Consider the following 20,168-nt stretch of genomic DNA (forward strand, 5'->3'; position numbering starts at 1 on the left):
TGAAATACTCAAAGGAATGAAAAATGAGAAGCATACCCGCTTTGACATTGCAAAGTAAGGCCTTTATTTATGGCTCTCAGGGGGATGACAAGATTGATAAATCCCAAATTACAAACACTATTTCGCGGGATAAAATCACCCACGATAATTTCCCGCATGCCGCTATAACTTCGCCTGAAGATCTTTGTGAAAGACTTAGCCGTTTTAATAATATTGCTCTAGATAACGAATCGGTACTGTTGTTTAAAAATCAGTTCGATGATTATCGCTTTAGTGTTAACAAGACCATTCTCGCAGCCGCAGCCGCAGGCTCCAAGAAGGAATGCAGCATTCATGCGGTAACATCGTCATTACTCGATATCTCAAGCTTTACGCACGACATGCTTATGGCGATTAAACAGCTACGAGAATTTAGCCGCTTCAATGCTGCACCTCTTTTGTTTGGCGACGTGATATCAGCTGAAGGAAAGCCAGTGAAGCCTTCTAGAATTGACGTAGAGCGTTATCAGTCAGAAACGCTCTCCTGCGATGAGTTCCAGTCGTTAGGCAAATCAGTGGCTGCCGGACTAGCGAAACAGATGCTGATTGTTTTGGTCACCGATACGGAACATTCCATGTTAAGCCTGACACGGGTGTTTAATGCTGATGACAAGCATAAACATCGCAACTATAAGGAATTTGAGGAAAACTTTTCACGAATTCATGATTGGATAGAGGGGAAAACGGACAACTTACCCGCTGTACTTTCTCTTGAGGCGAATAGCATCGAGGCAAACCGAATCTTTAACGTAAAATACTAAAGCGATTCTTGCGGTAACAAAAAAGAAAAAGGCCCTGATTTTCATCAGGGCCGTTTTCTATAAGATGGCGGTGAGAGAGGGGTTCGAACCCTCGATACGCGTTAGCGTATACACACTTTCCAGGCGTGCTCCTTCAGCCACTCAGACACCTCACCGTTTCGTTACGCCGCTGTGCAGTGCAACGGGGCGGTACTATAGGGAGACAAGCCTTTTGGGTCAAGGATTATTTCCCGAATGCTACGCGTATGATTATGAGTTCGACAATAAGTTTAAAAAACGAACGCTTATGTCGCATTATGCGCAGTGCGAGCGGAATAAACGCCTTTGCCATCGCTGAGTCATTTCCCCACAAAACGAAAAAGGGCCCAGATTTTCATCTGGACCCTTTAACATGAATTTGGCGGTGAGAGAGGGGTTCGAACCCTCGATACGCGTTAGCGTATACACACTTTCCAGGCGTGCTCCTTCAGCCACTCAGACACCTCACCGTAAGTCGAGCCAACACGCTGTGCTGCTCAACGGTCGCTAATGTAGGGAAATCTTCAGCCAGCGTCAACAGACTTTTTACCGTTGTGCTCTGATTAGCGAAATTAAAAGCAATTTGCTGATTTATAGAACAAAAAAACCGGTTATCGCTATTGTAAATCCACGCTGTTTTTATTCATTAACGCTTACCGCGACAGCTGATGCCCGTTTTGAAGATAAAAGCAACGCCTAACGCTTTGAAATGATTTTTCGCAATAAATGCTGTGAATTTGCATCAACGCAGCGGTATAACATGGGTCGGCTTGAAAACCAGAGCATAAAAATCCGCCGAGTTTTTGAGCACGTTTATTATCACGTTCTTATTTACCAAGCTCATCAATAAGCTTTTAACAAGGCAGCACAGGGGTTCTTTTTGAGTCAGCTAGAAAATACATCACATCATCGCTCGGTGATACCGGCGGGTTCCGGCGCACTATTTTTCATTCAAACCTTCTCGACCCTAGGGTTTGCAGTTCTTTATTCCACGCTGGTGCTGTATGCCACCAAGCGCCTAGGCTTTAGCGAAAACGATGCCAACGCCATTATGGGCGTTTTTGGTGCCTTCAACTATGGCCTGCACATGTTTGGTGGCTACCTCGGCGGCCGTTATCTGAGTAACCGTAACTTGTTCGTACTCGGGATGGTGCTGCAGGTTATCGGTTGTGCACTGATAGCTGTCGCGGGCGTGAGTGGACTCTACTGGGGGTTGGCGATGTTCCTGACCGGCAGCGGGCTAAACGTCACCTGCCTTAACATGATGCTGACTCAGCGCTTTGCGCCAGAAGACGACCGCCGCGAGTCCGCCTTCCTGTGGAACTACGCCGGAATGAATCTTGGCTTCTTTATCGGTTTTGCGGTTGCAGGTTATTTCCAACTCAGTGACAACTATCGCGCACTGTTTATGTTTGCCACCTTAGGTAATGCAGTTGCCATTTTAGTGACCCTGTCACGTTGGAGTATCCTAAAAGATATCAATACACCGCTTAAGCAGGCTACCTCTCGCCAGTTTAAACAGCGCATGCTGATAGGTATCGCCATTTTGGTGGTGCTGGTGCCGATTATTCGCATCATGCTGACGCACGCAGCCTTCAGCAGCTATTTCGTGGTGGCGTTGGGTATCGTAATATTTATTATTATGGGCGTAGTCACCACCCGTCATCGTCAGCAGGATGAGAAAAGCCGCATGGTGGCTTATCTGCTACTGGCTGCGGGTTCTCTGGTATTTTGGACGCTGTATCAGCTCGCCCCGATGGGACTGATGCTGTTCTCGGAAAACAACATCAACCTTAATGTTTATGGTTTTCGCGTAGCGCCGCAGTGGATCCAAGACATTAATACCGTGGTCATCGTCGTGGGCGGCCCGCTGATGGCGCTGTGGTTCAAACGTCTTCGCCAGCGCGGTTGGCGTATTGATATTCCGCTGCAGTTCTCAGGGGCTTTGTTCTGCATCGGCATTGGCATGCTGGTACTGCCGTTGGGTATTCACTTTGCCGGCAGTGATGGCCTGATGGCCTTTAAATGGATAGTGATCAGCTATGTGTTCCAGAGTGTGGGTGAGCTGATGATTTCCCCCATCGGCTACGCGATGATTGGCAAACTTGCTCCGGCGCGTTATCAGGGCGTAATGATGGGCTGCTGGATGATGGTGACTGGGGTAGCATCCGTGCTGGCCAGCTACGTTTCGGGGCTGATGCCGGCCAATACCGGCAGTACGCCAGTGCTGACTAATCCCGGCTACAGTGAAGTATTCAACGTTTTAGGGTGGGGTTCGGTGGCAACCGGCGTGGTGCTGATGCTGCTTATTCCGCTGCTACGTCGTTTAATTCAACGGGTTCCCGCGTAACCTACGCGAAAATTGCACGCTCAGGCCCTGACTCTCAGGGCCTTTTTTTTAAGCAATTTTTTGCAAGCAAAGGTTGCATCCTGGTGATTTTAGATGAAATCTAACAGGGCTAAGGAGGCACCAAGATGAATATAATTTTCTACCACCCTACATTTGATTCAAAGTCATGGATTGAGGGCATCAATCAGCGACTGTCTGACGCCAAGGTTCGCGCCTGGCACCGTGGAGATCAGGACCCTGCCGACTACGCGCTGGTGTGGCATCCGCCGCAGGAGATGCTGGCGCCGCGCATCGATCTAAAAGGTATCTTTGTGATGGGCGCAGGCGTTGACGCTATTCTCACTCAAGAGCTGCGTCACCCCGGCACGCTGCCCGCGGGCGTACCGCTTATCCGACTCGAAGACACCGGCATGGCGCTGCAAATGCAGGAATATGCATTGGCTAGCGTTCTGCGCTATTTCCGCCGTATGGATGAATATCAGCTTTTTCAGCAGCAGAAACAGTGGCGACCGCTTCCGGCGCATCAGCACAGCGAGTTTACGATTGGCATCCTTGGCGCAGGGGTGCTGGGAAGTGCGGTGGCGCAAAAATTAACCGAACTTAAATTCAAGGTTCGCAGCTGGAGCCGCACACCAAAATCACTGCCGGGCGTTGAAAGTTTTTACGGCGATGATCGGCTGGCTGATTTTGCCAAAGGCTGCAAACTGTTGATTAATCTGCTGCCAAACACGCCTCAGACCGCGGGCATCCTTAATAAAAATCTATTTTCTCAACTGTGCAGCGGTGCCTATCTGATTAATCTCGGTAGGGGTATGCATCTGGTTGAAGGTGACCTGCTTAAGGCGCTCGACGGCGGCCAAATTGCTGCCGCGACGTTAGACGTTTTTGTTGAAGAACCGATGCAGCGCATGCACCCATTTTGGTCACATCCGCGTGTTAGCATTACGCCTCATATCGGTGCCGACACGTTGCCTGAAGAAGCCATGGACAATATTGTTGCCAATATCCGGGCCATTGAATCAGGGCGTGAGCCGATAGGATTGGTTGACCGCACGCTAGGATATTAACTTTCGCGGCAAACTCATCTTCAACGTTTGCCAGAAGGTGTCTGACAGACCATTAACGCCGTCGCTGCTTACACTGCGACGGCCTGATTATTTCAGGAGCAGAGCTATGTTTCCCGTTGACTTACATATGCATACCGTTGCCAGTACTCACGCCTACAGCACCTTGCACGACTATATTGATGAGGCTCAGCAAAAGGGCATCAAGCTGTTTGCTATCACCGATCACGGCCCCGATATGGCCGATGCGCCTCACTATTGGCACTTTATGAACATGCAAGTTTGGCCACGCGTGATAGACGGCGTGGGTATTTTGCGCAGTATCGAGTCCAACATTAAAAATATAGACGGCGATATCGACTGTACAGGGCCTATGCTGACGGCGGTGGATTTTGTGATTGCCGGATTCCACGAGCCGGTGATGCCGCCGGTGGATAAAGAAACTCACACGCAGGCGATGATTGCCGCCATGGCCGGGGGGGAAGTGCATATTATCAGCCATCCGGGCAACCCGAAATACCCCGTCGATATTCCTGCAATTGCCGCAGCGGCAGCGAAATACGACGTGGCGCTAGAGCTGAATAATTCATCGTTTACCCATTCACGCAAGGGCAGTGAGCCAAACTGTCGGGCGATTGTGGCGGCGGTGAAAGAAGCCGGTGGCTGGCTAGCCCTGGGATCAGATTCGCATATTGCCTATTCTTTGGGGGGTTTTGAACACTGTGAGCGTATAATTAAGGAAGTCGGTTTTCCTGAAGATCGTATTCTGAACGTCAGTCCGCGCCGGTTCCTGGACTTTCTGCAAAGACGCGGTCGCCCGGCAATTGCAGAATTCAGCGAACTGTGACATTGTCACGCAAATTTTTGCTTTGCCAACTTTTACGTTGCCAACCATAGTCAGGGTTTTACTATGAATGAGTTTTCGATTGTCTGCCGCGTGCTGGGCACCCTGTTTTACCGTCAGCCACAAGACCCGCTGTTGGTGCCACTGTTTGGCCTGATTCAGCAGGGTAAGCTTCGCGAACATTGGCCGCTGGAGCAGGACGCCTTGCTGCTTCGCCTGCAGCAAAGCGCTGATCCGCAGGCGCTGGCCGCCGAGTTTAATCACCTGTTCGTGGGCAATGAATCCGCCGTCTCTCCATTTCGCAGCAGCTATGTGGAAGGCGATTCAGAGCAGGAAGTGCGCACTTTCCTCAAGCAACGCGGTATGCCATTGAGCGAAGCCCCGGCCGACCACTTTGGCGCAATGTTGCTCGCCGCTTCCTGGCTTGAAGACCAGTCACAGCAGGATGAAGCGGCGGCGCAAATTGCGCTGTTTGATGAGTACATGTTGCCGTGGTGTGGAAAGTTTCTGGGGAAGGTAGAAGCCCACGCAACCAGTGGTTTTTACCGCACGCTGTCTGAAATCAGCCGTGAAGCCATCACTGCCATGCGGGATGAGCTTGAAGAAGCACTGCCTGAAGATATTGAAGACGGTGAAGAAGACGAGCAGTAAGCCCTGACTTTCTGAAAAGAGGAGGGTAAAAAACGCCTGAGGTGATGTGCAAACTTGTATGATTACAGACTCAGGCGTTTTCTTTTAATCAGTAAACGGGATCACCAGTTCGCCCGGCTTCACTTCAATTCCTTTGGCCAACTTTTTGGCCATCGCTTCACCTTTACTGCGATCGCTGCTCAGCACGTAGGCCGGTTTCTGATCAAAGTATGATTTCAACGACTGATTCAGGTAAGGCATCAGACCTTTGATAACCGACTGCATTTTTTCCGGTTTAACGGTGTAGTCGACAACTTCCATATCTTTCAGGTAAATCGCGCCTTCGTCTTTGTTAAAGCTTGGCGTCGCCTTCAACGTGAGCGTCATGTTGGCCTTTTGCGCGCCGAACAGCGAGTTGACATCAATATCGGCATCGCCGGTTAGGGTGACTTTTCCAGGCTCCGCTCGGCCAATCTGGCTGCTCAAATTGGTTAACGTAATGCGTGCGTCTACTAGCCCGGGCACGCCAAGCTGTTTCTGGAAGTCATTGTGTTTGTGCAGGTAATCATTAACTTCCTGCTCGCTCAGCGAGTATTGGGTGAGGTGATTACATCCGGCAAGTAGGCCGGTAAAAATCAGGGCAGCGGCCCCTAAAAATAACTTTCTCATGACTTCCTCAATTGACAGGTAGAAGGCGCCTAGTATGCCTGCTTTTTAAATGACGAGGGAAATAATCAGGGAGGTGAATACCAAGGACCGCACCGAAAGCGCAGTCCTTGTGCAAACATTGCGCTAGCTGGCGATGCTGGTCAGCAAGTTTATCTGTGTTTGCTTGGCCATGTTGTCACGATAGGCCTGTACGCGAGTCGGCAGTTCGACGCCTTTAACAATCGACAATGAGCGCAGTACCGGGAACAGGTGAATATCGTCCTCTGAAAGCTCACCGTTCACTGCATTAGGCTCCTTGATGAGTTTGTCCAACTCACGCAGGTCCTGATTGATTTTCTTGACGAGTCCCGTCGAATGCTGCAAATGCTCTTTGAAATCGCCCATTTTTGCCTGCTTTTTGTCACTGAAGTACTGACGAGCCTGCGGGGTTGCGAACTCTTCAAAAGGCGCGCTGGCAAAGCGGGGAATCAGCAGTTTTTGTGTATATTCAGAGACATGACGCAGCCAGGTTTCGACTGCGGCGCTGAGTGGGCCGGTGAGCAGAGGTTTGCGGTCTAAGTTATCAACATATTTTACTATGTCGAGGCTCTCTGGCATAAAGCTGCCATCTTGTTTCTGCAAGATGGGGACCATCTTTTGACCGACCATCGACGTTGGCGTTTTCTCGTCGTCATTGAGCAGCGCTTTTACTTCAACCGGAAGATTTTTAAGCCCAAAAATCATGCGCGCTTTCACGCAGTAGGGGCAGTGTTCATAAACATATAACTTCATAGTACGTCGCTCCTTTTGTACCGGCCGAGGCGTGGCCTCAGCCGTTAGGTTTTCAGTGACCAGAGGCGTGTCAGTTAATGAGTATGGTGAAGATTGGTGCTGAGATCAAACCACCGAACAGGTTTTAGGACGGCACCTAGGGAAGCTGATTTCCGCTAAGCATCGCGGGTTCGATACGACGCAGATAAAACTGCCAATAGAGACCGGCGAGAGTGATTAGCCCGACAATACCCAGTAAAAACCAGGGTAATTGAGGAAGTTGCAACGCGCGACCCGTGTCGTACATCCATCCACCGCCGGTATAACCTATCACACCGCCGATGGCCAGCCCGAGACGACTAAAGCCCATATAGCTGCCGCGTGCTCGTGCATCGGCCAAGGAGGCACTCAGCGTTTCGCGGGCGGGCTCGGCAATAATTGCCCCGATATAGAAGAAGCCAATCAGCAGCAGCAGAGGATTAATTCCGCTCACCATGCCCACGGGAATTAAACTCAGGGTCATAATTAGCAGGCCGCACATCAGGCGTTTTTCGAGGCTGAAACGCGTTTCACTCCAACGCGCAATCGGATAAAGCAGGGTTAGAGACAGTGCCGCTTCAATAGCGTACATCCATTTTACCGCCGTTGGCGTTCCGGCCATGTCATTCACCGCGATGGGCAACATCAGCATCACCTGTACGGTGAGCATGTAGTAGCCGGTCAGCGTTAATACGTAGCTGATAAAGCGTTTGTCGCGCAGAACGCGCATCATGCCTTCACGCATTGGCGCGCGTCCGGCAGAAATGCGATAGGCAGGCAGGAAAATGGCGTTAAACAGCGCCGCGAGCACGAAGATCCCCGCACCCACCCAGCATACGAAATGAAAATTATACTGCAGCAGCCAACTGCCGATCAGCGCGCCAATCACCGCCCCCGCGCTGTCTTGCATCATTAACAGCGAGAAGAATCGGCTGCGTTCACGGGGACGAATCAGCTTGATGACCAATGCGGTGCGCGGTGGATCGAATAATGTGCCGCCGAGGCCGGATAAAATGCAAGAACACACCAATATCCACGGGCTGTCTGCCAGCGCCATGGTGGCAAATCCCGACGCACGCAGCAGCATGCCGGTGATAATCATTGGCTTGGCGCCAAAACGGTCGGCGATGGCACCGCCAAAAATCCCTAATCCCTGCTGCGTGAGCTGTCTTAGCCCTAGCGCCAAGCCCACTGCCATCGCGGCCCAACCGAGTTGGTCAACGAAGCGAATTGAGATAAGCGGGAAGACGACAAAGAACCCTAATATGACTAAAGCGTTGTCAAACAGTAAGAAAAACTTTCCCAAGCTGCGCGCTTGCGATACCAGAGACATGTGTCACCCTGACCAAATATTGGCATCCATTCCGGAAGATGCCGAGAAAAAGAATCCACACCAGTCTGAACCCGAAACAGGCAATTAGATAGGGCGCTATAGATAATATTTTTTTATCGTCAATAGGCGAGTAGACTGGCAAAATCAGAGACCAGTGACTGAAACTACTGAATAAATTTTCGGCTAACTCAATATAGAGTACAGGTCTCGGCTATGATGCAGTGAGGGGCAGTGCGGGTGGTTTTGGACAAGCGGGAAGAAAGACGACTATTTCCTATGAAATGTTCTTATCGAGCCGCACATAACGTGGAGGGAAGGGATGTTTGGCTATCGATCAGCAGCACCAAAAGTGAGGCTTACTACAGACCGAATGGTACTGCGTTTAGTCTATGAACGCGACGCGCATCGTCTTGCGGATTATTATGCGGAAAACCGCGCGTTTTTAAAGCCGTGGGAACCCATCAGGGATGAAAGCCACTGTTATCCTTCCGGTTGGCAGGCGCGACTTGGCCTGATTAACGAGATGCAAAAACAGGGAACGGCCTACTATTTTATTCTGCTCGACTCCGATGAGAATCAGGTCCGCGGCGTGGCAAATTTTAGCAACGTACTGCGCGGATCCTTCCACGCCTGCTTTCTGGGCTATTCCCTCGGACAGCAATGGCAGGGGCAGGGATTGATGCACGAAGCGCTACAGTCGCTAATTCGTTACATGCAGCGTCAGCAGAAAATGCATCGCATTATGGCGAACTACATGCCACATAACCATCGCAGCGGTGACCTGCTCGAGCGTTTGGGCTTTGAGCGTGAAGGCTATGCGAAGGACTTTTTGCTGATTGATGGGAAATGGCAGGACCACGTTTTGATGGCCTTAACGGACAATCAATGGCTGCCACCGAGATAAGGAACGAGAGCATCATGAAATTCGAATTTAGCGCCAAAGAAGCGCGTGTCATTGGCTGTATGTTAGAAAAGCACGTCACTACGCCGGAGCAGTATCCGCTCAGCCTTAACGGCCTCACTACCGCCTGTAATCAAAAGACCAATCGTGAACCCGTGATGGACCTCAGCGAGTCAGAGGTTCAACAAACGCTGGATTTACTGCTGCGTAAACACCTCATTCGCTCCGTCAGCGGCAGTCGTACCATGAAGTACGAACATCGTTTTTGTAATTCCGAGTTTGGGAATCTTAAATTTTCGCCTGCAGAAGTGGCCCTCGCCGCCACGCTGCTGCTGCGCGGTGCGCAAACGCCGGGAGAGTTACGCACACGTACCCATCGGCTGCATGATTTTGCCGATGTCACCGACGTTGAGCGCACCCTTAACGAGATGGCCAGTCGCGAAGACGGCCCCTTTTGCGTGCGATTGGCGCGTGAGCCGGGCAAGCGCGAAAGCCGCTACATGCATCTGTTTAGCGGTGACGTCAGCGATGCCGCCCCCGATGACGAACCGTTTATTCCTGCCGGCTCGTCTGCCAGTGCGGCGCGTGACGCATTGGCCGAACGGGTTGCCGTGCTTGAAACCGAGGTCAACGTGCTGAAGCAGCGCCTCGCCGATCTGCTTGAAAGGCTCGCTGACTAGGGAGAGACTATGAGTAAACTTCGTATTGGCGTCGTCGGGCTCGGCGGTATTGCACAAAAAGCCTATCTGCCGATCTTGGCCCAGGCTAACGGCTGGACGCTGGCGGGGGGCTTTTCCCCCAATCAGGCTAAAGCCCAGGCGGTGTGCGACAGTTATCGTTTCAGATGTTATTCACAGCTCGATGCCTTGGCGGGAGACAGTGACGCGGTATTTGTTCACAGCAGCACCGAGTCGCATTTTAACGTAGTGAGTCAGTTGCTTAATGCTGGCGTTCACGTTTACGTTGATAAGCCTCTGGCCGCCACGTTGTCGCAGGCCGAACAGCTTATCGAGCTGGCTCATCGTCGCGGTAAGGCGCTGATGGTGGGCTTTAATCGCCGCTTTGCTCCCCTCTACGTACAGCTAAAGCAGCAACTGACTCAGCATGCGAACGCACCTGTATCGATACGCCTCGATAAACACCGTGCTGATAGCGTAGGGCCGAATGACCTGGCGTTTACGCTGTTGGACGATTATCTGCACGTGGTGGATACCGCACTATGGCTGGCTGGCGATAATGTTAAGCGGTTGGGTGGACAAATTAACTGTAATACCGACAATCAGCTGATTTACGCCGAACACCAGTTTAGCGGCGGCGATTGGCGAATTACCACCTCAATGCACCGCCGCGCCGGAACTCAGCGCGAGTCGGTTCAGGCTGTGAGCGACGGGGGATGGTATCAGGTAAACGAGATGCGCCAGTGGCAGCAGGAGCAGGCGAACGGCATCAGTGAGCAACCGATCGCCGGATGGCAGACTACGCTGGCACAGCGCGGTTTCGAAGGCGCGGTGCGGCACTTTATCGATTGTGTTACCCATCAAACGTCCCCTGAAACCAGCGGCGAGCAGGCGATTGTTGCACAAAGAATTATCGAACAATTACTGCAGGAACAACGATTAGTCTGATAATTGTGCAGGGGAAACAAGTTATAACAACTGCCTGTAGCTATTGTATTTTTGATACGTAGACTATACGCACTTCCGAACCTTGCCGGTGCCTCGTTGACGGGTTTGCCGGCCACAAGAATAAGTCACATGAATCTACTGAAGTCTCTAGCTGCCGTCAGTTCAATGACGATGTTTTCACGCGTGCTGGGTTTTGCCCGTGATGCGATAGTTGCCCGAGTATTTGGGGCAGGAATGGTAACCGATGCCTTTTTCGTTGCCTTTAAATTACCTAACCTACTGCGCCGTATTTTTGCCGAAGGTGCTTTTTCTCAGGCCTTTGTCCCTATTTTAGCCGAGTATAAAAGTCAGCAGGGCGAAGAGGCGACCCGCACCTTTATAGCCTTTGTGTCCGGTCTACTCACTCTGGTGCTGGCACTGGTGACGATTGCCGGCATGCTGGCCGCGCCCTGGGTTATTTACATCACCGCCCCCGGTTTTGCCGACACGCCAGACAAATTTGCGCTCACGACCTCACTGCTGCGCGTAACGTTTCCCTATATTTTGCTGATTTCACTCGCGTCGCTGGCGGGGGCTATTCTCAATACCTGGAACCGTTTCTCTATTCCAGCCTTTGCGCCCACCTTCCTTAACGTCAGCATGATCCTATTTGCACTCTTTGCCGCACCGTATTTCCATCCGCCAGTGATGGCGCTGGCGTGGGCGGTGGTCGCGGGTGGCGTGTTGCAGCTTGGCTATCAACTACCGCACCTGAAAAAAATTGGCATGCTGGTGTTGCCGCGTTTGAATCTCAAAGATGCGGGCGTATGGCGGGTGATGCGCCAGATGGGACCGGCTATCCTTGGCGTATCGGTAAGCCAGATTTCACTGATCATTAACACGATTTTTGCCTCGTTTCTGGTTTCCGGCTCCGTGTCGTGGATGTACTACGCTGATCGCTTGATGGAGTTTCCTTCCGGCGTACTGGGCGTCGCCTTGGGCACCATTTTATTGCCTTCGCTGGCGCGCAGTTTCTCCAGCGGTAACCACAAAGAATATAATCGCCTGATGGACTGGGGTCTGCGTCTGTGCTTCCTGCTGGCGCTGCCGAGCTCGGTGGCGTTAGGAATTCTGGCTAAGCCATTGACCGTTGCGCTGTTCCAGTACGGCAAGTTTAGCGCTTTCGATGCCTCGATGACCCAGCGCGCGCTGGTGGCTTATTCGGTTGGATTGATGGGGCTTATTGTCGTGAAAGTGTTGGCACCGGGCTTCTACTCGCGTCAGGACATTAAAACGCCGGTAAAAATCGCTATCATCACCCTGATTATGACGCAGGTAATGAATCTGGCCTTTATTGGCCCGCTTAAACATGCTGGCCTCTCGCTTTCAATCGGCCTCGCCGCCTGTCTGAATGCCTCACTGCTTTACTGGCAACTGCGCAAGCAGGATATTTTCCAACCGCAGCCGGGCTGGAGAAGTTTCTTAATCCGATTGATTATTGCCGTTATCGCTATGGCCGCAGCGTTGGTGGGCATGATGTATGTGATGCCCGACTGGTCGGTAGGCGGCATGACCATGCGACTGTTGCGTCTTGCTGCGGTAGTGGTGGTGGGCGTGGTGGTCTATTTCGGCGTGCTGGGGCTGCTGGGCTTCAAAATTAAAGATTACGCGCGAAGTTAGCTTTCCGCTTACGTCAAACGCATAAAAAAGGCCGCTTTCGCGGCCTTTTCTTTACTTCATAACGCCGAGGTTACATGCGCTCTACGGTTTCAATACCCAAGGTATCAAGGCCGGTTTTCAGGGTTCTTTGAGTCAGCAGCGCTAGCTTCAGACGGCTGTTACGCACGCTTTCATCTTCGGCGTTGAGGATAGGGCAGTCTTCGTAGAAACCGGAGAACAGACCGGCAACGTCGTAAAGGTAGGCACACATTGTGTGCGGCGTGCCTTCACGGGCGACGCTGGTTAACACTTCTTCAAACTGTAGCAGGCGTGTTGCCAGCGCGGTTTCACGATCTTCCGTGAGTACCATTGGTTGAGTCAGAGTGTTTACGTCGATTTCTGCACGTTTAAAGATTGATGCCACCCGGGTATAGGCATATTGCATATACGGAGCCGTGTTGCCTTCAAACGCCAGCATGTTGTCCCAGTCAAAGATGTAGTCAGTGGTGCGGCTCTTTGACAGGTCGGCGTATTTAATTGCACCAATACCGACCGCGTTAACCAGGCTTTCAAGTTCGTCGTGCGGCATATCGGGATTCTTGACCAAAATAAGCTCACGGGCGCGAACGATGGCTTCGTCCAGCAAATCAGAAAGTTTGATGGTTCCGCCTGCACGGGTTTTAAACGGTTTGCCGTCTTTGCCCAGCATCATACCAAACGCATGGTGTTCAAGGGTCACGGAGTCTGGCACATAGCCCGCTTTACGCACGATGGTCCAGGCTTGCATCAGATGCTGGTGCTGACGAGAGTCGATGTAGTAAAGCACGCGGTCCGCGCCGAGCGTTTCATAGCGATATTTTGCGCAGGCAATATCGGTGGTGGTGTAAAGGTAACCCCCGTCCTTTTTACGTATGATGACGCCCATCGGGTCGCCGTCTTTATTTTTATATTCGTCCAGATAAACAACCACCGCGCCATCGCTGTCGACCGCCAGACCTTTATCCTGTAGGTCGGAAACAATGCCTGGCAGCATGCTGTTGTACAGGCTTTCACCCATCACGTCATCACGGCTGAGCGTAACGTTCATGCGATCGTAGGTAATCTGATTTTGTGCCATAGTCACGTCAACCAGCTTGCGCCACATCTGCAGCAGGTATTCGTCACCGCCCTGAAGTTTGACCACGTAGGCACGCGCGCGAAGGGCAAACTCTTCGTCTTCGTCATAGTTTTTCTTGGCGGCGCGATAGAACTCTTCGAGGTCAGAAAGCTTCATCTCCCCGGCGTTTTCGTTTTGCACTTTTTCGAGGTAGGCAATCAGCATACCAAACTGCGTGCCCCAGTCGCCGACGTGGTTAGCGCGAATAACTTTATGGCCCAACAGTTCATTGGTACGCGCGGCCGCGTCACCAATAATGGTCGAGCGAATGTGGCCCACGTGCATCTCTTTGGCGACGTTCGGCGCAGAATAGTCGATAACGATCGTCTGCTGCTCAACCGGCGAAATACCCAGCTTAGCATCGGCCAGCGCGGCATCGGCGTTGGCGGCAACGAAGCCGCTGTCGAGAAAAATATTAATAAAACCCGGGCCTGCGATTTCAACTTTGCAAGCGATACCGGCCAGGTCCAACAGCGCCACTACTTTTTCTGCCAGTTGTCGTGGCGGCATTGCTAATTTTTTAGCAACGGACATCACGCCATTGGCCTGATAGTCACCAAACTGTGCTTTTGCAGACTGGCGAACCTGTGCTTCGCTGTCCGTCGGGGCACCAGCGGCAACGAGTGCCTGGCAAATTTTTTCTGAAAGAAGGGCCTGTATATTCACCGGATTACCTTAAATGACTAAACATATAACACCGTAACGGTGCCATCTTGATTGACTGGCATGAGCAGACGTTGAGCACTTATTGTCCCATCGACTACTCCTGACTTTAATGATGCGCATTTATAACATATTCGCCAACTTGAGTCAGTATTGTGCGTGGGAATATCCCCTCCTTCTTTCACGCTATTCATGGAATTTTAGGGGGGGCGAAACTGGCAACAGGCGCGTTGGTTGTGTAAATTAAGCGCCCCAGGCCACCGAGAGAGGAAAAAACATGACAACAATAAACAACGTGCCGGAGTTGGAAGACCTGGTGGCAGATTTGCCGCGTTTTAATCAACTTTTGGCCACCTTTGCCGAAAAGTTACAGCTTAATCTGGCAGATTTTCACGCCGATCATATTTCAGTTCGCTGTCACCAAAACACTACCGCCGACCGATGGCGCAAAGGGTTTAGCCAGTGTGGTTCTTTGCTTAATGAAACTGAAATCAACGGCCGCCCCATTTGCCTGTTTGACCTGCCGCAGCCATTACGCGTCGGCCCTTGGCAAATAGACCTGATAGAGCTGCCTTATCCGGGGGATAAACGTTACCCGCATGAAGGCTGGGAACACGTCGAGCTGGTGTTAAGCGGCGGAGTGGAAGGCTTTTATGCGCGTGCGCTTGCTCAGTTGGCCGATGAAGCGCTGGTGGCTCCGGGGATCAAACTGAAACAAAGCTCACCCAAGGGCGAGCATGAAAGACTGGCAAACCCGACGTTGGCGATTACCGACGGCACTCTTACTATCAAGTTTCATCCGCACAGTCTGCGCGAAATAGTGGCCAGCGAGCGAGACTAGCGCAAGCGGTTTGCCAGCGCGTTTTCCATGCGATCCAGTGCTTTTTCAAGCAAAGCTCGCTGGCAGCCCAGATTTATCCTGACAAAGTTCGGGTTACCAAAATCCTTACCATCAGAAAAACCCACGCCGGCGCTTAAAAAGAAGCGATACGGGGAGTCGAGCTGCGCCTGAGTGGCATCAATCCAGCCCAGATAGGTGCCTTCAATCGGCAGCATTTTCAGGCCGGGCATCGCGTTAATCCGTGCCGTTACCAGCTCGCGGTTGCCACGTAAATACGCCAGCTGTTCAGCTAGCCACTCATCTCCGTCACGATAGGCCGCCGTGGCTGCGACGTAGGCAAGAATATTCACCTGAGGCACTATTCCTTGGCCAGTTTGTGCGAACTTTTTGCGCAGTCGTTCATTGGGAATAATTGCCAATGAGGCCCCTAGGCCCGCAAGATTGAATGTTTTTGAAGGAGCTAGCAGCGTGATGCTTCGATTCGCCGCGTCTTCATTAAGTGAGGCAAAAGGAACATGCTTCAGCCCTGGTTCGAGCAACAAATCACAGTGGATTTCGTCCGAGCAAACAATAAGGTCATTACGCAGGGCAAAAGCCTGCTGGGCCAGCAGTTCTTTACGCCGATAAACAGTACCGCCAGGATTATAAGGATTGCAGATCATCATTAACTTCTCACTGCCGTCCAGACTCGCCTGAAGTTGAGAGAAGTCCGCCACCCAGCGCTGTTGTTGTTGTGTAACTTTTACCGTTTTATAACGTCTGCCTTGCGACTCGGCCGCCTGCATAAAAGGGGGATAAATAGGGGACGGCATGATGCTGCTTTGTTCCCGCGTAGTAAATGCGCGCACCGCGAGGTTGAGCCCACACACCAATCCCGGCAGCCAAACTATCCACTCAGGTCGGATAGCCCAGTCATATTTATCACTTAGGCGCTGAACTAAAAGCCCTATAAGTTCTTCCGGCGGTTCACCATAGCCAAAAACGCCTTCGGCCACGCGCTTTTGCAGGGCCTCAATCACGCTGGGGGGCGACACAAAATCCGTATCAGCGACCCAAAGCGGGATAACGTCAGCATCACGAAATTTGTTCCACTTAAGGCTATCGCTGTGACTGCGGTCGACCCATTGATCAAAATTGAATGTCATAGTTAGCTTTCCTAAGCAGGCAGTTGGGCAGGATGCTCATGCTTGAGCCTACGCGACATAGCCCCCTACAAACAAGTGTTGTAGCATAGGGCCGTAATCAGGAGAGACCACATGACTAAGTTAGAAGTGTGTTGTTATAGCGTGGACTGTGCGTTAACGGCAGAGCTTGCCGGAGCCGATCGCGTCGAACTTTGCGCGAGTCAGGCCGACGGCGGCATTACGCCAAGCTATGGAACATTAAAGCTGGCCAGAGAAAAGGTGAATATTCCCGTTCATCCTATTGTTCGTCCGCGAGGCGGTGATTTTTGCTACAGCCAAAGCGAATTTGACGTTCTTAAAAGTGATATTGCCTGCATCCGTGACCTCGGGTTCCCTGGGGTAGTGGTCGGCATGCTCGACGCCGAAGGGCATATTGATATGCCGCGCATGTGGGAAGTGATGGCGCTTTGCGGTGATATGGCGGTAACTTTCCACCGCGCGTTTGATATGTGTCTAAACCCTAAGGTTGCGCTTGAGCAATTGACTCAGCTTGGCGTGGCGCGCATTCTGACATCAGGGCAACAGCAAAATGCCGAAGTCGGCATTTCAATGCTGCGTGAACTAAACAGCCTGACGCGTGGTCCAATTATTATGGCAGGCGCGGGCGTGCGTTTAACCAATCTGCAAAAGTTTGTTGATATTGGTTTGAAAGAGCTGCACAGCTCGGCGGGACGTCAGGTCTTTTCGTCCATGCGCTATCGTAAAGCGGGTGTGTCGATGAGTTCCGATACCGATTTTGATGAGTTCAGTCGTTATTGCGTAGATGGCGATATCGTGGCAGCAATGAAAAATGCGTTGGAATTTGACGATTCGGTCAGCCGTACGGCGTAGGGGGACAAGGTTCCCTGTAGTGCTGACCGGGTCAAATCGATAAAGATTTACCGGGTCCCAGGACCCTTTTGCGTCGCCCTGCGCAAGTACCAGGCCCCGTCATTTTGGCGGGGCTTTTTTTATTTAAAATATGACCCATCCTGAATAGCGTTGACACGTTTTCGACTTAAATGCGGAGAACGTGATAATGGCTGAGTTTAAACGCACACAACGTGACTATCCTTTGTCTTTTAAAATTGCCGTGGTTGAGCAGGTGGAAAAAGGCGAAATTACCTACAAACAGGCCCGATTGCGCTATGGTATTCAGGGACGTTCTACCGTTCTGACCTGGTTGCCTAGAAAGCTGAGTTCCTTGATGCTGTTGTTAACGTGCTGAAAAATGACTATGGGATCAGCGTTATAAAAAAGCGGCTCGACAAGTCCTCGCGCAAAACCAAGCCAAAAAAATAACGATTATCCGGGTTTGCTTGTTCCTGGGGCATAGCCGACAGGCCTGGTATCAGCACAAAACACGGGCCAGTAAACAGCGGGTGCGTGAAGCACAGATTGTTGATTTTGTTAAAACAATAAGAATGCGTCAAGCGCGTATTGGGACACGGAAGCTTCTTTATCTGATTAATAAACAAGGAGAGAGTGGTTTATATATTGGACGAGACCGACTGTTCTCGCTGCTAAAGAAATGCAGGTTACTCGTGCACAGCGATCTGCGTACTGAGAATGTTGTGCAGGCCTTGGAACAAGCCTTAAAGACGAGAAAAACGACTGAGCCCTTGATCCATTATTCAGACCGTGGAATACAATATTGTTCAGCCAGTTACCAATCAGTCCATGCAAGACATGGGCTAATCTGTTCTATGACAGATGGCTATGATTGTTATCAGAATGCCTTAGCCGAAAGGGTCAACGGGATACTGAAAACGGAGTTTTTACTGTCACGTCGTGCAGATCTGGAGCAGGCAAGAAAGAGGGTGAAAGAATCGATAGAGATTTACAACAGAGAGCGACCTCACCAGTCGCTAAAATCCAAAACGCCCGATGAAGTTGATCAGGCGTTACTAGGCTAAAAAGTGTCAACCTATATCAGGACAGGTCATAACTTTGATTGTAAACACGTCACGATTGTCGCTCTGCTTGGACTGACGTTATCGACGTTATCGACGTTATTATGTTGATTTGCCTGGGATATGCAAAGTCTCTTCATCGCTCGCCTGTTTGCTGGCCTATTTGCAGGGCCTGCAACGTCCATTGCGCTGGCAATCGTGACTGATCAGGTACCTACTGCACAGCGAGGGCGAGCAATGGCTATTGTTATGGGCGCTTTCTCAGTCACTGCCATTGGCGGTGTACCCTTTGGGTTGAAGCTGGCACTCTGGTACAGCTGGAGCACCCCCCTTCTTTGTCGTGAGTTTGTGTGGCGTGATAACACTCATTGCCGTATGGGCGTTATTACCCAATATGACCCACCCTCTCGACGATAAAAATCAACGGCCACAGACGGGCGTCTCATTGCTTAACCTCCTTGGAAATCCGCGGGTCATTTATGCCTTTATGAGTATGGGACTTGCCATCTTTAGCACTTTCTTGATTGTGCCTAATCTTGCAACTTGGCTGCAATATTCAACCGCTATTTTTGTACTCATTGCTTAAAAAAATTCGCATATCGGAGACGTTAAACGTGGAGGCGGTAAGCCGGTAGACCTATATTGCCTTTATATCTAACATCGCCAGTGCAGGAAGCTTGTACTGGCATATAAATGAGTTCATTCATTAATATAAAAGCAGACTAATTTTCAAAATGCCTGTGCGGTTTAATTATTTATTGAGGGGATCTGTTGAAGCTCAGTGTAAAACCTCAGCCCTTGCTCTTTTCCTATGCGAACATCATTATCGGCGCCCTGTGATGGGCCGGGAATACGCAAGATTGCATCACAGTGCTGAAGTAAACGATGAGCAACGGGATATAAAAATGCCTCGCTGATTTCGTCACCTATTTTCTGTGAACCGGCAACGCCGGCTAGAGGCAATGCCAGCCATTCACCTATTATCGGGGTATGGCCTTTTTCATAAACGTCGAGCGCAATTTGTTCCATTTTAAGAAGATTTTTTTTTGATTAATACCTCATCACCTTGCGTACCGCTTCTGACTGGACCGGCTATCAATATGAGCATTCTTTTCATGAATTCACCTGTAAAATTTGGTTTATAGCCAAATGCTGTAGCAACATAATTGTTTTTGCATCCTGAATTTCGCCATTCCTGACTGCGGACAGTGCCTGCTCAAAAGACCATTCCAATACTTCAATATCTTCGCCTTCGTCAGCCAGTCCTCCACCGGTACCGCTGCGATTGTGCTCTGCGTACTCAGCAATAAAAAAGAACAGCTTTTCCGTGACCGATCCTGGGCTCATATAAGCTTCAAATACTTTTTCGACGGCGGTGACTTTTAAGCCCGTCTCTTCTTGCGCTTCTGCAATAATTCGTTTCTCGGGAGAAGCGTTATCCAATAAACCGGCAGCTGCCTCTATCAGGAAACCGCTGTGGCCATTGATATAAACGGGAAGGCGGAATTGTCGGGTCAGCACGACGGTTTGCTTGGCTTTGTTATATAGCAGGATGACTGCGCCATTTCCGCGATCGTATGCTTCTCGGCTCTGTTCCTGCCAGCTGCCGTCTCGGCGTAAAAGTTCAAAGGTGTATTTTTTGAGCGTATACCAGCTATCCGACAATAGTTGTTCTCTGATATGTCGGACTTTTTGCTGTTCTTTGTGCATGTTTTTGCTCCTTTAGGATGACAATAAACACGCTATCATGCACAATCGTGCAATATCAAGA

General features: G+C 50.8%; 18 protein-coding genes, 2 tRNA genes and 2 pseudogenes. 13 read left to right on the forward strand and 9 right to left on the reverse strand.

Features of this window, described 5'->3' with window-relative positions; genetic code table 11:
* Positions 1-23 precede the first annotated feature (23 nt).
* Complete coding sequence (locus BS639_RS05915; protein WP_084982512.1) at positions 24-800, forward strand: hypothetical protein; 777 nt, start codon at positions 24-26, stop codon at positions 798-800.
* 65 nt (positions 801-865) lie between these two features.
* Here the strand turns inward: BS639_RS05915 and BS639_RS05920 are convergent.
* Both BS639_RS05920 and BS639_RS05925 read right to left on the reverse strand, forming a co-directional pair.
* Positions 866-955, reverse strand: a tRNA-Ser gene (locus tag BS639_RS05920).
* A gap of 243 nt (positions 956-1,198) precedes the next feature.
* Positions 1,199-1,288 (reverse strand) — tRNA-Ser (locus tag BS639_RS05925).
* A 410-nt stretch (positions 1,289-1,698) separates the two neighbouring features.
* Here BS639_RS05925 and BS639_RS05930 point away from each other — a divergent pair.
* The 4 genes from BS639_RS05930 (at position 1,699) to BS639_RS05945 (ending at position 5,727) form a co-directional block, all read left to right on the forward strand.
* A complete protein-coding gene (locus tag BS639_RS05930; RefSeq protein ID WP_084982514.1) occupies positions 1,699-3,168 on the forward strand; it encodes a peptide MFS transporter in 1,470 nt (489 codons plus the stop codon).
* Between the two features lie 125 nt (positions 3,169-3,293).
* Entirely contained in the window at positions 3,294-4,235 is a 942-nt protein-coding gene (ghrA, locus tag BS639_RS05935; protein WP_084982515.1) for a glyoxylate/hydroxypyruvate reductase GhrA, read from the forward strand.
* Between the two features lie 106 nt (positions 4,236-4,341).
* Positions 4,342-5,079 carry a phosphatase gene (locus BS639_RS05940; protein ID WP_055771041.1) on the forward strand — a complete coding sequence of 246 codons (738 nt, stop codon included), beginning with the start codon at positions 4,342-4,344 and terminating at the stop codon, positions 5,077-5,079.
* 63 nt (positions 5,080-5,142) lie between these two features.
* Positions 5,143-5,727 (forward strand): TorD/DmsD family molecular chaperone, encoded by a 585-nt coding sequence (locus BS639_RS05945; RefSeq protein ID WP_055771044.1) that lies wholly within the window; start codon positions 5,143-5,145, stop codon positions 5,725-5,727.
* A gap of 84 nt (positions 5,728-5,811) precedes the next feature.
* Here the strand turns inward: BS639_RS05945 and BS639_RS05950 are convergent, their stop codons facing one another.
* The 3 genes from BS639_RS05950 to mdtH all read right to left on the reverse strand — a co-directional run bounded on the left by BS639_RS05950 (position 5,812) and on the right by mdtH (position 8,497).
* Positions 5,812-6,375: a lipoprotein gene (locus tag BS639_RS05950; protein ID WP_055771047.1), complete on the reverse strand. Its 564-nt coding sequence runs from the start codon at positions 6,373-6,375 to the stop codon at positions 5,812-5,814.
* A 123-nt stretch (positions 6,376-6,498) separates the two neighbouring features.
* Complete coding sequence (gene grxB, locus BS639_RS05955; protein ID WP_055771050.1) at positions 6,499-7,146, reverse strand: glutaredoxin 2; 648 nt, start codon at positions 7,144-7,146, stop codon at positions 6,499-6,501.
* 136 nt (positions 7,147-7,282) lie between these two features.
* On the reverse strand, positions 7,283-8,497 hold the full coding sequence (gene mdtH, locus BS639_RS05960) for a multidrug efflux MFS transporter MdtH (protein WP_055771053.1): 1,215 nt from the start codon (positions 8,495-8,497) through the stop codon (positions 7,283-7,285).
* 319 nt (positions 8,498-8,816) lie between these two features.
* Between mdtH and rimJ the strand changes: the two genes are divergently transcribed.
* The 4 genes from rimJ (at position 8,817) to murJ (ending at position 12,682) form a co-directional block, all read left to right on the forward strand.
* Entirely contained in the window at positions 8,817-9,401 is a 585-nt protein-coding gene (gene rimJ / locus BS639_RS05965; protein ID WP_055771058.1) for a ribosomal protein S5-alanine N-acetyltransferase, read from the forward strand.
* Between the two features lie 14 nt (positions 9,402-9,415).
* The gene (locus BS639_RS05970) at positions 9,416-10,078 is read left to right on the forward strand and encodes a DUF480 domain-containing protein (RefSeq protein ID WP_055771061.1); all 663 of its coding nucleotides are present in this window, start codon (positions 9,416-9,418) and stop codon (positions 10,076-10,078) included.
* A gap of 9 nt (positions 10,079-10,087) precedes the next feature.
* Entirely contained in the window at positions 10,088-11,023 is a 936-nt protein-coding gene (locus BS639_RS05975; RefSeq protein ID WP_055771064.1) for a Gfo/Idh/MocA family protein, read from the forward strand.
* Positions 11,024-11,152: 129 nt separating this feature from the next.
* Complete coding sequence (gene murJ, locus BS639_RS05980; protein ID WP_084982517.1) at positions 11,153-12,682, forward strand: murein biosynthesis integral membrane protein MurJ; 1,530 nt, start codon at positions 11,153-11,155, stop codon at positions 12,680-12,682.
* Positions 12,683-12,752: 70 nt separating this feature from the next.
* On the opposite strand, the gene argS is transcribed toward murJ, so the two are convergent.
* A complete protein-coding gene (gene argS / locus BS639_RS05985; RefSeq protein WP_084982518.1) occupies positions 12,753-14,483 on the reverse strand; it encodes an arginine--tRNA ligase in 1,731 nt (576 codons plus the stop codon).
* Between the two features lie 274 nt (positions 14,484-14,757).
* Here argS and BS639_RS05990 point away from each other — a divergent pair, with 274 nt between their 5' ends.
* The gene (locus tag BS639_RS05990) at positions 14,758-15,321 is read left to right on the forward strand and encodes a VOC family protein (RefSeq protein ID WP_055771074.1); all 564 of its coding nucleotides are present in this window, start codon (positions 14,758-14,760) and stop codon (positions 15,319-15,321) included.
* Here the strand turns inward: BS639_RS05990 and BS639_RS05995 are convergent.
* Positions 15,318-16,466: a MalY/PatB family protein gene (locus BS639_RS05995; RefSeq protein WP_084982520.1), complete on the reverse strand. Its 1,149-nt coding sequence runs from the start codon at positions 16,464-16,466 to the stop codon at positions 15,318-15,320. The two genes, BS639_RS05990 and BS639_RS05995, sit on opposite strands and share 4 nt — an antisense overlap.
* Before the next feature lie 111 nt (positions 16,467-16,577).
* Between BS639_RS05995 and cutC the strand changes: the two genes are divergently transcribed.
* The 3 genes and pseudogenes from cutC (at position 16,578) to BS639_RS06010 (ending at position 18,814) form a co-directional block, all read left to right on the forward strand.
* Positions 16,578-17,336: a copper homeostasis protein CutC gene (gene cutC, locus BS639_RS06000; RefSeq protein WP_055771079.1), complete on the forward strand. Its 759-nt coding sequence runs from the start codon at positions 16,578-16,580 to the stop codon at positions 17,334-17,336.
* 187 nt (positions 17,337-17,523) lie between these two features.
* A pseudogene (locus tag BS639_RS06005) lies at positions 17,524-18,432 on the forward strand (integrase core domain-containing protein).
* A gap of 88 nt (positions 18,433-18,520) precedes the next feature.
* Positions 18,521-18,814, forward strand: coding sequence for an MFS transporter (locus BS639_RS06010; protein ID WP_084982522.1), 294 nt, complete (start codon positions 18,521-18,523; stop codon positions 18,812-18,814).
* A gap of 330 nt (positions 18,815-19,144) precedes the next feature.
* Here the strand turns inward: BS639_RS06010 and BS639_RS06015 are convergent.
* Together BS639_RS06015 and BS639_RS06020 are read right to left on the reverse strand one after the other, a co-directional pair.
* A pseudogene (locus BS639_RS06015) lies at positions 19,145-19,514 on the reverse strand (NUDIX hydrolase).
* Complete coding sequence (locus BS639_RS06020; RefSeq protein ID WP_084982523.1) at positions 19,511-20,107, reverse strand: NUDIX domain-containing protein; 597 nt, start codon at positions 20,105-20,107, stop codon at positions 19,511-19,513. Before BS639_RS06020 ends, BS639_RS06015 begins: the two are co-directional and overlap by 4 nt.
* Between the last annotated feature and the right edge of the window lie 61 nt (positions 20,108-20,168).

The sequence above is a fragment of the Rouxiella silvae genome (genome assembly GCF_002093625.1).
GTDB lineage: Bacteria > Pseudomonadota > Gammaproteobacteria > Enterobacterales > Enterobacteriaceae > Rouxiella > Rouxiella silvae.